This is a genomic window from Planomonospora sp. ID82291 (assembly GCF_015711645.1).
Classification (GTDB): domain Bacteria; phylum Actinomycetota; class Actinomycetes; order Streptosporangiales; family Streptosporangiaceae; genus Planomonospora.
Genome location: NZ_JABTEX010000001.1, coordinates 2274782 through 2286049, shown reverse-complemented (window position 1 = coordinate 2286049; position 11268 = coordinate 2274782). Strand labels below are relative to the sequence as shown.

Here is an 11268-nt window from a genome sequence, read left to right as displayed (position 1 = left end):
GACCGGCCCGAAGGCCTGACGACGCCCGTGTTAGCCTCTTCGCCGTGTCCAGCCTTGACGTCATCACCGAGCGCTCCGATCCCGCCGTACAGCGGATCATCGATGTCACGAAGCCGTCGCGGTCCGTCGTCCGCACGGCGCTGATCGAGGACCCCGAGCCGCTCCTGCAGAGCATCCGCGCCGGGGTGGAGCTCATCGAGGTCTACGGGCTGGAGACCGTCCCCCTGCCCGGCGAGCTGCTCGCCGCGTGCGAGCAGCGCCGCATCCCGGTCCGGCTGCTCTCCCCCGCGATCGCCAACCAGGTCTTCAAGACCGAGAAGAAGCCCAAGGCGTTCGGCATCTGCCGGGTCCCGCGTCCCTGCGGCTTCGCCGACCTGGCCGGCCTGAAGGGCGACCTCGTCCTCCTGGACGGGGTGAAGATCGTCGGCAACATCGGCGCCATCGTGCGGACCTCCTTCGCCCTCGGCGCCTCGGGCATCGTGCTCGTGGACAGCGACCTCGTCAGCATCGCGGACCGGCGTCTGATCCGGGCGAGCCGCGGTTACGTCTTCTCGCTCCCGATCGTCCTCGCCTCCCGGGCCGAGGCGCTCGGCCACTTCCAGGACAACGGCATGCGCCTGGTGGCCTTCGAGGCCGGCGGAGCCCTCACGGTCGGCGACCTCGGCGGCATCGACGAACGCCTCGCCCTCATGTTCGGCAGCGAGAAGACCGGCGCGTCGGGCGGGTTCTCCGGCATCTCCACCGAGTCGGTGTCGATCCCGATGAACCCCGCGGCCGAGTCCCTCAACGTCTCCGTGTCGGTGGGCATCGCCCTGCACGCACGCGCCCACCGCAACCTCGCCTAGCCGGTGCCGGCGCCGCCGCCTCGGCTCCGCCGCCGGGGCGTCGTCGCGTCGCGTCCGTCCCCCCGTGAGAGGAACCCCCGGATGCAGCGTCTCCCCTCCGTCCTCGCGGCCGTGCTCGCCGCGGGCTCGCTCCTCCCGTCCCCGGCCCTGGCGCGGTCCGTCCCGGCCGGGGAGGGCACCGCGACCGCCCGCGGGTCGGCGGAGGCGACCGGAGGAGGATCGGCCGGAGAGAGGGCGCTCCGGGAGAAGACGACCCGGACGACCGTCCGGGGGAAGGCGACCTTCTACGAACTGCAGCCCGGCGCGGGCAACTGCTCGTATCCGTCGCCTCCGGCCGACGGCCTCTACGCCGCGCTCTCCCCCGGCGAGTACGCCGCCGCCGCCTCCTGCGGCGGCTATCTGAACGTCACCGGGCCCAAGGGCTCCGTCCGGGTCAAGGTCGTCGACCAGTGCCCGGAGTGCCCGGCGGGGCACATCGACCTGAGCCGTACGGCCTTCACCCGCGTGGCCGGCTCCGGCAGGGGCACGGCGCGGGTCGTCTACCGCCCGGTCCGTGATCCGCGGATCGGCCGGCCGCTCTCCTTCCGCGTCAAGGAGGGGTCGTCGCGGTGGTGGCTGGCCCTGCTGGTCATCGACCACGGCAACCCGCTGGTCTCCGTGGAGGTGAAGACCGCCGGAGGCGCGTGGCGCAGGCTGGTCCGGGCCGACCACAACCACTGGATCGCCGCATCCGGCGCGGGTCGGGGCCCCTTCGCCGTGCGGGTCACCGACACCCGCGGGCACCGGGTCACCGCGGGACGCGTCCGCCTGGCCCCCGCCGTCGTCCAGCGCACCGCCACCACGATGTACTGACGCCAGCGCACCGCCACCACGATGTACTGACGCCAGCGCACCGCCACCACGACGCACTGACGCCAGCGCACCGCCACCACGACGCACTGACGCACTGACACGCACCACCGCGGAACGGTGGTCGCCCGGACCGGTGCGGAGCCGTACCGGCGCGGGCCCGCGGGCGGACGCCGGTCAGCGGTGGAGCGCGTCCGGAATCTCGTCCTCCAGCAGGAAGCCTCCGGACTGGTGGTGCCAGAGCCGGGCGTAGGAGCCCTGGGCCTGGAGCAGCTCACCGTGGGTGCCCTGCTCGGCGATGCGCCCCCGGTCGAGGACGACGAGCCGGTCCATGCGGACGACCGTGCTCAGGCGGTGCGCGACCACGAGCGCGGTGCGGTCCTGCATCAGGCGCCACAGGGCTTCCTGGACGAGGATCTCGCTCTCGGAGTCCAGGGCGCTGGTCGCCTCGTCCAGCAGCAGGACCGGGGCGTCGCGCAGGATGGCGCGCGCGAGGGCGATGCGCTGCCGCTGACCGCCGGAGAGCTTGACACCGCGTTCCCCGACCAGGGTGTCGAATCCGTCCGGCAGGGACTCGACGAACTCCGTGACGTGCGCCGCCCGCGCGGCCCGGAGGATCTCGGCGTCGGTGGCCCCCGGCCGGGCGAACGCGAGGTTGTCCCGCACGGACCGGTGGAACATGGCCGGTTCCTGGGGGACGTAGGCGATGAGGCTGCGCAGGTCCGCCTGGCGCAGCCGGGCGATGTCCTGGCCGCCGATCAGGATCCTGCCGCCGTCCACGTCCATGAGGCGCAGCAGCAGCCGGCTGAGGGTGCTCTTGCCTCCGCCCGACCGGCCGACCAGCCCGATCTTCGCGCCGCTGGGGATGTCCAGGTCCAGGTCCTCGAAGAGCGGCGGGCCGCCGTCGTAGCCGAACCTCACGCCCTCGAAGCGGATGCCCGCGCCGACCGGGCGCAGCGGCTGCGGATCGGGCGGATCCACCACGGTCGGCGGCACGAGGAGCAGTTCGGTGAACTGCGCCGCCTCGGTGAGCACGCTCTCCATGCGCCGGTAGATCTGGTTGAACTCGAACATGATGCTGATCGCGTTCGAGTAGTAGGTGAACGTCACCACGATGGCCTCCACCCCGAGGCCACCGCGGAGCGCCACGGCGAGGAGCAGGCCCACGGTGCTGGTGAGCACCGACAGCGGGGCGACGACGGTGTCCACCCGGAGGTTGCCGTAGTCCCAGGAGCGCAGGGACAGCCGGTGCTGCTCGGCGAGCCTGGCCCGGTATTCGACGGCCTCGCGCTCCTCCGCGGCGAACGCGCGGACCGTGTCCATGTTGGCCAGCACGTCGGCGACGTGGCCCGAGACCCGCACCTTGGCGGCCTCGCGCTCGTCGACCAGCGCCTGGCGACGGCGGATGAGCGGGACGACGAGGACGCCGGTGACGACGATGAGGCCCACGAGCACGAGGACCAGCAACGGGTGGTACCGCCACAGCACCACCGAGGCGAAGGCCAGGGGGACCACCTTGGCCACGATCGAGAACGCGAGCGTGTCGGCGAACTCCTCGAACCGGGAGGAGAATCCGAGCACCCGCTTGGTCAGCGATCCGGCGAAGTTGTCGTGGAAGAAGGCCGCGTCCTTGGCGAGCAGCGCGTCCATGCCCACCACGCCGAGCCGCTCGATGCCCCGGGCGTCGGTGCGGTTGAGGAAGTGCAGCCCCACCCGCCACAGCACCTCGCCGGCCAGCAGCAGCGCGCCGAAGCCGAGCACGTAGGGCAGCAGCGCGCCGACGGAGCCGTCCCCGCCGCCGGACAGGTGCCCCACGAGCCCGGCCACCGCCAGCGGCGCCAGGTAGTACAGGCAGATGTTGCCCATCGCCGGCAACGTCAGCGCCGGCACCGCGACCCGCCACTGGCGCCTCAGCTCACCGCAGTAGTGGCGCAGCGCCAGCAGAACCGCCGACCTCCGCGCGGAGGGGCCGCCACCGGAACCGCCACCAGGGCCTCCACCAGGGCCTCCACCAGGGCCTCCACCAGGGCCTCCACCGGGGTCGCCACCGAGGCCGTCGACCGATCCGAGCACCGCCATCAGCCCTCCCGAACGCCGACACCGCCCTGGCCATGGTGCCGCAGGGCTCAAGCGGGAGGCGAACGGTTTTCCCCCGCCCCGGCCGGTCCGGAGGCCGCCACGCTTGCGGGAATGAAAACCGTTCCCGTTATCATTACATGCACAGGCCGCCCGAGAGGAGCCCCATGGCCAGGAACGAACTCCGCCCCGTGATCAAACTCAGATCGAGCGCGGGCACCGGCTACACCTACGTGACCCGCAAGAACCGGCGCAACGACCCCGACCGGCTCACCCTGCGCAAGTACGACCCGGTCGTCCGCGAGCACGTTCTCTTCAAGGAGGAACGATGAAGAAGGGCATCCACCCCGACTACCGCCCCGTCGTGTTCCGCGACCCGAGCGCGGACTTCGCGTTCCTGACCCGGTCGACGATCACCAGCACCAGGACCGTCGAGTGGGAGGACGGCAACACCTACCCGGTCGTCGACGTCGACGTCTCCTCGGCCAGCCACCCCTTCTACACCGGCCGGACCCGCGTGCTGGACACCGCCGGCCGCGTCGAGCGCTTCAAGCAGCGCTACGGGAGGGCCTGATGTCGGCGCACTGCATGCTCACCGGCGCCGCGCCCGTCTTCGGCAACCGCGTCTCCCACTCCCACCGGCGCACCCGCCGCCGGTGGGACCCCAACATCCAGCACCGCCGCTACCGGCTGCCGAGCGAGGGCCGGTTCGTCCGGCTCACGCTCAGCGCCAGGGCGGTCAAGACCGTCGACAAGATCGGCATCGAGGCCGCCGTGGCCCGCATCCGCGCCCGGGGAGGAAAGGTCTGATGGCCAAGAAGAGCAAGATCGCCGCCAACGAGCGCCGCAAGGCCGTCGTGGCCCGCCACGCCGCGCGCCGCGCCAAGCTGAAGCGGGTCGTCCGTACCGGGAGCGCCGAGGAACGCGAGCAGGCCGTACGGGCGCTGGCCCGGCAGCCGCGCGACGCCTCCGCCACCCGGGTGCGCAACCGCGACTCCGTCGACGGCCGCCCCCGCGGCCACCTGACGAAGTTCGGCCTGTCGCGCATCCGCTTCCGCGAGATGGCCCACCGCGGCGAGCTGCCCGGCGTGACGAAGGCGAGCTGGTGAGGTGGCCGTCCCCAAGCGCAGGACCTCGCGCAGCAACACCCGCCACCGCCGCTCCCGGTGGAAGGCCGCGACTCCCGATCTGGTGCCGATCACCGTGGACGGGCGGGGACTGCTGGTGCCCCGCCGCCTGGTCCGCGCCTACCGGCGCGGCCTGATCACTCCCGGCTGAGGCCCGCCCGGTGACGGGCCCGGCGCGGCGGGTCGTCGCGGTCGGAGCCGGGACCGGCGTGCGGAGCACTGCGCGGCGGATCGTCGGACCCGGGTCCGGATCCGGGTCCGGCGTGCCGGGCCCGACGCGGGGGGTCGTCGCGGTCGGGGCCGGCGTGCCGGGCACCGGTCAGCGCGGCCAGCGCGGTCGTGATCGGCACGGCCGCGATCAGCCCGAGGGTGCCCACCACGCTGCGGACGATCTCCTGGGCGAGCACCGGATTGGTCAGCACGTCGCCCAGGGGCTGCTCACCGACGCTGATCAGCAGCAGCAGCGGCAGTGACGCGCCGGCGTAGGCGAGCACGATCGTGTTGATCACCGAGGCGATGTGGGAGCGGCCGACCCGGGCCGCGGCCCGGTACAGCCGGGCGAACCCGTACCCGGGATTGGCGTGGGCCAGCTCGGCGACGGTGGCGGCCTGGGTGACGGTGACGTCGTCCAGCACGCCCAGGGAGCCGATGATGATGCTGGCCAGCAGCAGCCCCTGGGTGTTGATGCGGTGGCTGGTGTCGAGGTAGAAGGAGCTCTCGTCGGTGATGCCGTTGAGCTGGACGAGGCCGATGGCCGCATAGGCCAGCACGCCGGTCAGGGCCAGGCTGGTCACGGTGCCCACGATCGCCACCGAGGTGGTGACGGTGAAGCCGTGGGTGAGGTAGAGCACGGCCAGCATGATCGCCGCGGCGCCGACGACGGCCACCAGCAGCGGCGGCTCACCGGCCAGGATCGCCGGGATGACGAAGGCCAGCAGGAGCACGAAGGTGATGCCCAGCCCGATCAGGGCCATCACCCCCCGCCAGCGGCCGAACGCGATCACCGCCAGCGCGAAGGCGGCGCCGGTCAGCAGCAGCGGGGAGGACCGGTCGTGGTCGGAGATCTGGTACGGCGGCACCTCCAGCTCGCTGTCGGGGGTGTGGATGAGCACCACGTCGTCACCGGCGGCGAAGCGCTGCGCACCCGGCCCGCTGGGCAGCGGGGAGGTGACGCTCTGACCGGCCTGCGGGCCGGTGGTCAGCCGGACGCGGGCGTCACCGCAGGTGGCCGGGTCCGGCGTCGGCGGCGCCGCCTGCGGTTCCCCTTCGAGGGGCGGCTCCTGCGGGCAGGGCGTGAGGGTGACCGCGGTGACGGTCCCGTTCACCCGCTGCAGCGTCGGCTGCTCGGCGGTGGAGACCGGTCCGGTCGGCCACAGCCAGGCCAGCGCCGCCACGGTGACGACCGCCAGCGGGACGATCACGGCCAGGATCGCCCGCACCGCCGCCCGCGAGCCCGCCGGGACGCGGCCGTGTGAACCGTGGGAATGGTCGGCGCCCATGGGCGAGGCTCTCCTAAGGCACGTGCGGAGCGGGGGACGGCGGCCCCGGACGCGCCGGGACGCGCGTCGTGGCCGGTCACCACCGTGCCGCCCCAATCTAGTACATACCGGCACATCGGACGGGCCCCCGGACGGCCGCCGCGTGGCGCCCCGCAATGGTGCGAACCCCACCTGGTGTGACATTAGACTTAAATCATTCGCTGTCTTGAACCATTCGTGTTTACGGAGGTAGGTTGGGCGCCATGACCGCACCCAAGACCCCGACCACCGCCGAGGAGTTGCGCGGGGTGGGCCTGCGGGTGACGGCCGCCCGCGTCGCACTGCTCGAGACCGTCCGGGCGGGCGACCACCTCGACGTCGAGGCGATCGCCTCCGGGGTGCGCGATCGCGTGGGCCACATCTCCCTGCAGGCCGTCTACGAGGCCCTCCACGCGCTCACCGCGGCGGGGCTCCTGCGCCGCATCGAACCGGCCGGCAGCCCCGCCCGGTTCGAGGGCCGCGTCGGGGACAACCACCACCACGTCATGTGCCGGTCGTGCGGCGTCGTCGCCGACGTCGACTGCGCGGTCGGCGAGGCGCCCTGCCTGACCGCGTCCGATGCCCACGGCTTCTCGATCGACGAGGCCGAGGTCATCTACTGGGGCCTGTGCCCCGCCTGCTCCACCGGATCCACCGACGACTCCTGAGACACCCTCCTCCCCTCAGTCCGGAAGGATTTCCATGTCCGAGAACCACGATGCGATCGTCACCGACCCGAAGCCCGAGGAGGGCGGCGGCTGCCCCGTCGCGCACGGGCGCGCCTCGCACCCCGCCCAGGGCGGCGGGAACCACCGGTGGTGGCCTGAGCGGCTCAACCTGAAGATCCTCGCGAAGAACCCCGCCGTGGCCAACCCCCTCGGCGAGGACTTCGACTACGCCGAGGCGTTCAACAGCCTCGACCTCGCGGCCGTGAAGCGGGACATCGCGGAGGTCCTGACGACCTCCCAGGACTGGTGGCCGGCCGACTACGGCAACTACGGCCCGCTCATGATCCGGATGGCCTGGCACAGCGCCGGCACCTACCGGATCAGCGACGGCCGCGGCGGCGCCGGGGCCGGCCAGCAGCGCTTCGCCCCGCTCAACAGCTGGCCGGACAACGCCAACCTCGACAAGGCCCGCCGCCTGCTCTGGCCGGTCAAGAAGAAGTACGGCCAGAAGATCTCCTGGGCCGACCTCATGATCCTCACCGGCAACGTCGCCCTGGAGACGATGGGCTTCACGACCTTCGGCTTCGCCGGCGGCCGCGCGGACGTCTGGGAGCCCGACGAGGACGTCTACTGGGGCCCCGAGACCACCTGGCTCGGCGACGAGCGCTACAGCGGCGACCGGGAGCTGGAGAACCCCCTCGCCGCGGTCCAGATGGGCCTCATCTACGTCAACCCCGAGGGCCCGAACGGCAACCCGGACCCGCTCGCCTCGGCCCGCGACATCCGTGAGACGTTCCGCCGGATGGCGATGAACGACGAGGAGACGGTCGCCCTGGTCGCGGGCGGCCACACCTTCGGCAAGGCCCACGGCGCGGGCCCGGCCGAGAACGTCGGCCCCGACCCCGAGGCCGCCCCGATCGAGCAGCAGGGTCTGGGCTGGAAGAACACCTTCGGCGCGGGCCGGGGCGGCGACACGATCACCAGCGGCATCGAGGGTGCGTGGACGAACACCCCGACCCAGTGGGACAACAGCTTCTTCGAGATCCTCTTCGGCTACGAGTGGGAGCTCACGAAGAGCCCCGCCGGCGCGCACCAGTGGCGGCCGAAGGCCGGCACCGGCGACGGCACCGTCCCCGACGCGCACGACCCGGCCAAGCGCCACGCCCCGATGATGACGACGGCCGACATGGCGCTCCGGCTCGACCCGGTCTACGAGCAGATCTCGCGGCGCTTCCTGGAGAACCCCGACGCGTTCGCCGACGCCTTCGCCCGCGCGTGGTTCAAGCTGACCCACCGCGACATGGGCCCGGTCGCGCGCTACCTCGGTCCTGAGGTGCCGAGCGAGGTGCTGATCTGGCAGGACCCGCTCCCGGAGCGGACCCACGAGCTCGTCGACGCGGCCGACGTCGCCTCCCTCAAGGGCACCGTCCTCGCCTCGGGCCTGACGGTGGCCGACCTGGTGTTCACCGCGTGGGCGTCCGCCTCGTCCTTCCGCGGCAGCGACAAGCGCGGCGGCGCCAACGGCGCGCGCATCCGCCTGGAGCCGCAGAACGGCTGGGAGGTCAACGACCCCGACCGGCTCGCCCCGGTGCTGCGCACCCTGGAGGGGATCCAGGAGGCCTTCAACGCCGCCCAGACCGGCGGCAAGCGGGTCTCGCTCGCCGACCTGATCGTGCTCGGCGGCTGCGCGGCCGTCGAGAAGGCCGCCAAGGACGCCGGTTTCGACGTCGAGGTCCCCTTCACCCCGGGTCGCGTGGACGCCTCGCAGGAGCAGACCGACGTGGAGTCGTTCGCCGCGCTGGAGCCGGTCGCCGACGGGTTCCGCAACCACCTCGGCAAGGGCGACCGGCTGCCGGCCGAGTACCTGCTCATCGACCGGGCGAACCTGCTGACCCTGAGCGCCCCCGAGATGACGGTGCTCGTCGGCGGTCTGCGCGTGCTGGGCGCCAACCACGGGCGGTCGCCGCACGGCGTCTTCACCAAGACGCCCGGCGTCCTGACCAACGACTTCTTCGTCAACCTGCTCGACCTGGGCACGGAGTGGACGGCGACGTCGGAGGACGCGAGCACGTTCGAGGGCCGCGACGCCGCCGGCTCGATCGAGTGGACCGGCACCCGCGCCGACCTCGTCTTCGGGGCGAACTCCGAGCTGCGCGCGCTCGCGGAGGTCTACGCGAGCGACGACGCGAAGGAGAAGTTCGTGAAGGACTTCGTCGCGGCGTGGGACAAGGTCATGAACCTCGACCGGTTCGACCTCTCCTGACGATCGCGCTCTCCTGACGGTCCCGGCGTCCGGGCCGGCCCGCACGGGCCGGCCCGGACGTCCTCGTCTCCGAGGGGTCCGGTCGCCGCCACCGGCCGGGGAGGACTGCTCCACCGGCCGGCTGGGGGCGGCTCAGCCGTCAGTCGGGAAGAGCCGTCGGCCGGGAGGAGATCGGCGCCGTCACCGGCCGAGCGCGAGCGGGAAGGAGACAGGACCGCCGGGGGTGCGGACGGTCACCCGGCCGCCGGAGCAGGTCACCTCGGGATCACCGGTGCCGGGGACGACCAGGGTCAGCACGGAGCGCGCCGCGGGCGACAGGACCGTCGCCGACCGCGCCGTCCGCAGGTGGCCGGTCGCGATCTCCTGGGACTCCACCTCCTGCCCGCCGAGCGGCAGGCCCGAGTCCGGGGAGAGCTGGACCAGCGTCACCCGCCGATCCCCGTCCGCCAGCACCACCCGGCCGTCGCGGACGGAGACCGCGGTGAGCGACGGGTCGAAGTGCCACAGGCTGCGCAGCTCCGATCCGGCCGGGACCTCGTCCAGCACGGCCATCAGGTCGGCGCCGTGGGTGACCAGGACCGAGCGGGTGCGGCGGACGCCGTAGGCGTCGTCGGTGAGCCGGAAGCACTGCCGCTCCGGGCCGGTGGACGCGCTCACCAGCCGCGTCGCCGTACCCTCCCGGAACGCCGCGCCCGGCACGACCGGGACGTTGTGCGCCTCGGGCGAGGCCGTCCACCGCTGGTACGGCGTGCGCTCGTAGGAGTGGAAGCCCGCCTCGACGAGGACGGCGCGACCCCGGGCGTGGTAGGTGACGCCCAGGTGGTCCTCGTGGCCGTGCAGCCTGCGCCCGGGACCGAACCTGATCGAGTAGTACGCCGAGGCCGGGTCGTCCCAGGCGGTCCGGGCGAAGACGTAGCCGGCGTCGAACACCTTCACCGTCTCCCGCGGGGCGGGGAACCCCACCGGGCGCACTCCGGCCGGACCGTCGCCGATCGGCACCAGGCGGCCGTCGGGCTGGGTGGCGTGGGCGACGTAGGACTCCAGCGACGCGCGCCGCGCGGCCAGGGCGGGCGGGACCTCCATCCCGCACCCGGCGATCGTCTCCAGCGCGGCCCCCAGCCGCCGGTGGACGTACAGGCCGTACCGCGGCGCCTGCTCGTGCAGCGCCCCCTGCTCGTCGATCGCCAGCAGCGCCGAGTCGGTCATCCGCCGGACGGCCAGTTCCCGCCACGGCCGGCGGCCGAGGCGGGAGCCGATCACCAGCAGCGCGATGTCCTGGTCCAATCCGTGGTTGTGGCCCCGGCGGTAGAGCGCCGGATCGGCCAGGACCCGGCCGTGCTCGGCCAGGCTCCGGTGCAGCCAGTCGGCGCGCACGTGCGCGCTGAGGCAGACCAGGGCCGGGCCGCGCAGCGCGACCGGGTGCTCGGCCCAGGCCCACGGGCTGACCCCCGCTCCGCCCTCGGGGTTGCTCCGCACCCAGTCCTCGGCGATCGCGGCGGCGCGGTCGAGGAACTCCCGGTTCCCGGAGCGCTCGTACTCCAGGACCAGGCTGCCCATCCAGCGCAGCGCGTGCAGGTTGAGCGCCCAGGAACGGCTCCCGTGCGGGTCGAGGCGCCAGTCGATCCTCCCCGTGCCGAGGTCGACGGGCGGGAGGCCGGCGAACGCGACCCGGCCCCGCAGGACCTCGGCGGCCTCGACCCTGGGGAAGCCGCCGGGCACGCAGACCGCCGGGCCCCCGCCGGCCGACGGGTCCGGTACGGCGGACCGCTCCCCCGGGGTCCACGCGGCGACCCGGCGCAGCAGGGCCGCACCCGCACGGCGCAGCCGGGCCGGTACGGCGGGCCGGTACGTGACGGGACCGGGCACCGTGGCGATGTAATTGAACAAGTGCTTGCTCCAATAGATGACGCGAGCGGCCCCGGT

The 11268-nt window shown here is 73.2% G+C and carries 13 protein-coding genes; 9 read left to right on the top strand and 4 right to left on the bottom strand.

Going from position 1 to position 11268, the window contains the following annotated elements; translation table 11 throughout:
- Window positions 1–44: 44 nt before the first annotated feature.
- Both nshR and HS045_RS10265 read left to right on the top strand, forming a co-directional pair.
- Window positions 45–845 carry an NshR/TsnR family 23S rRNA methyltransferase gene (nshR, locus tag HS045_RS10270; protein WP_196450835.1) on the top strand — a complete coding sequence of 267 codons (801 nt, stop codon included), beginning with the start codon at window positions 45–47 and terminating at the stop codon, window positions 843–845.
- An 81-nt stretch (window positions 846–926) separates the two neighbouring features.
- Window positions 927–1697: an expansin EXLX1 family cellulose-binding protein gene (locus tag HS045_RS10265; protein WP_196450834.1), complete on the top strand. Its 771-nt coding sequence runs from the start codon at window positions 927–929 to the stop codon at window positions 1695–1697.
- A gap of 174 nt (window positions 1698–1871) precedes the next feature.
- Here the strand turns inward: HS045_RS10265 and HS045_RS10260 are convergent, their stop codons facing one another.
- Together HS045_RS10260 and HS045_RS34395 are read right to left on the bottom strand one after the other, a co-directional pair.
- Window positions 1872–3635 carry an ABC transporter ATP-binding protein gene (locus HS045_RS10260; protein WP_255531795.1) on the bottom strand — a complete coding sequence of 588 codons (1764 nt, stop codon included), beginning with the start codon at window positions 3633–3635 and terminating at the stop codon, window positions 1872–1874.
- Window positions 3605–3742, bottom strand: a complete 138-nt coding sequence (locus tag HS045_RS34395; protein ID WP_230883518.1) for a hypothetical protein — start codon at window positions 3740–3742, stop codon at window positions 3605–3607. Before HS045_RS34395 ends, HS045_RS10260 begins: the two co-directional genes overlap by 31 nt.
- 195 nt (window positions 3743–3937) lie before the next feature.
- On the opposite strand from HS045_RS34395, the gene rpmG reads away from it, so the two are divergent.
- From rpmG to rpmF, 5 genes are read left to right on the top strand one after another with little or no spacing between them, the layout of a single operon-like run.
- On the top strand, window positions 3938–4102 hold the full coding sequence (gene rpmG, locus HS045_RS10255) for a 50S ribosomal protein L33 (protein WP_196450832.1): 165 nt from the start codon (window positions 3938–3940) through the stop codon (window positions 4100–4102).
- Entirely contained in the window at window positions 4099–4344 is a 246-nt protein-coding gene (locus HS045_RS10250; RefSeq protein WP_196450831.1) for a type B 50S ribosomal protein L31, read from the top strand. The genes rpmG and HS045_RS10250 overlap by 4 nt, the downstream gene beginning before the upstream one ends.
- Window positions 4344–4580 (top strand): 50S ribosomal protein L28, encoded by a 237-nt coding sequence (gene rpmB / locus HS045_RS10245; protein ID WP_196450830.1) that lies wholly within the window; start codon window positions 4344–4346, stop codon window positions 4578–4580. Before HS045_RS10250 ends, rpmB begins: the two co-directional genes overlap by 1 nt.
- A complete protein-coding gene (gene rpsN / locus HS045_RS10240) occupies window positions 4580–4879 on the top strand; it encodes a 30S ribosomal protein S14 (protein ID WP_196450829.1) in 300 nt (99 codons plus the stop codon). Before rpmB ends, rpsN begins: the two co-directional genes overlap by 1 nt.
- A gap of 1 nt (window position 4880) precedes the next feature.
- Window positions 4881–5048 (top strand): 50S ribosomal protein L32, encoded by a 168-nt coding sequence (rpmF, locus tag HS045_RS10235; RefSeq protein ID WP_196450828.1) that lies wholly within the window; start codon window positions 4881–4883, stop codon window positions 5046–5048.
- Here the strand turns inward: rpmF and HS045_RS10230 are convergent.
- Window positions 5035–6396 (bottom strand): YibE/F family protein, encoded by a 1362-nt coding sequence (locus tag HS045_RS10230; RefSeq protein ID WP_196450827.1) that lies wholly within the window; start codon window positions 6394–6396, stop codon window positions 5035–5037. The two genes, rpmF and HS045_RS10230, sit on opposite strands and share 14 nt — an antisense overlap.
- 242 nt (window positions 6397–6638) lie before the next feature.
- Here HS045_RS10230 and HS045_RS10225 point away from each other — a divergent pair, with 242 nt between their 5' ends.
- Both HS045_RS10225 and katG read left to right on the top strand, forming a co-directional pair.
- The gene (locus HS045_RS10225; protein ID WP_196450826.1) at window positions 6639–7082 is read left to right on the top strand and encodes a Fur family transcriptional regulator; all 444 of its coding nucleotides are present in this window, start codon (window positions 6639–6641) and stop codon (window positions 7080–7082) included.
- Window positions 7083–7116: 34 nt separating this feature from the next.
- Window positions 7117–9345 (top strand): catalase/peroxidase HPI, encoded by a 2229-nt coding sequence (gene katG, locus HS045_RS10220; protein WP_196450825.1) that lies wholly within the window; start codon window positions 7117–7119, stop codon window positions 9343–9345.
- Window positions 9346–9525: 180 nt separating this feature from the next.
- Here katG and HS045_RS10215 read toward each other — a convergent pair whose 3' ends face one another.
- Window positions 9526–11232 carry a heparinase II/III family protein gene (locus HS045_RS10215; protein ID WP_230883517.1) on the bottom strand — a complete coding sequence of 569 codons (1707 nt, stop codon included), beginning with the start codon at window positions 11230–11232 and terminating at the stop codon, window positions 9526–9528.
- Between the last annotated feature and the right edge of the window lie 36 nt (window positions 11233–11268).

Excerpts from the sequence above, each read along its gene's own strand:
- HS045_RS10265 (WP_196450834.1), top strand. The coding sequence starts at position 927 with ATGCAGCGTCTCCCCTCCGTCCTCGCGGCCGTGCTCGCCGCGGGCTCG.
- rpmG (WP_196450832.1), top strand. The coding sequence starts at position 3,938 with ATGGCCAGGAACGAACTCCGCCCCGTGATCAAACTCAGATCGAGCGCG.
- HS045_RS10250 (WP_196450831.1), top strand. The coding sequence starts at position 4,099 with ATGAAGAAGGGCATCCACCCCGACTACCGCCCCGTCGTGTTCCGCGAC.
- rpmB (WP_196450830.1), top strand. The coding sequence starts at position 4,344 with ATGTCGGCGCACTGCATGCTCACCGGCGCCGCGCCCGTCTTCGGCAAC.
- rpsN (WP_196450829.1), top strand. The coding sequence starts at position 4,580 with ATGGCCAAGAAGAGCAAGATCGCCGCCAACGAGCGCCGCAAGGCCGTC.
- HS045_RS10230 (WP_196450827.1), bottom strand. The coding sequence starts at position 6,396 with ATGGGCGCCGACCATTCCCACGGTTCACACGGCCGCGTCCCGGCGGGC.
- HS045_RS10225 (WP_196450826.1), top strand. The coding sequence starts at position 6,639 with ATGACCGCACCCAAGACCCCGACCACCGCCGAGGAGTTGCGCGGGGTG.
- katG (WP_196450825.1), top strand. The coding sequence starts at position 7,117 with ATGTCCGAGAACCACGATGCGATCGTCACCGACCCGAAGCCCGAGGAG.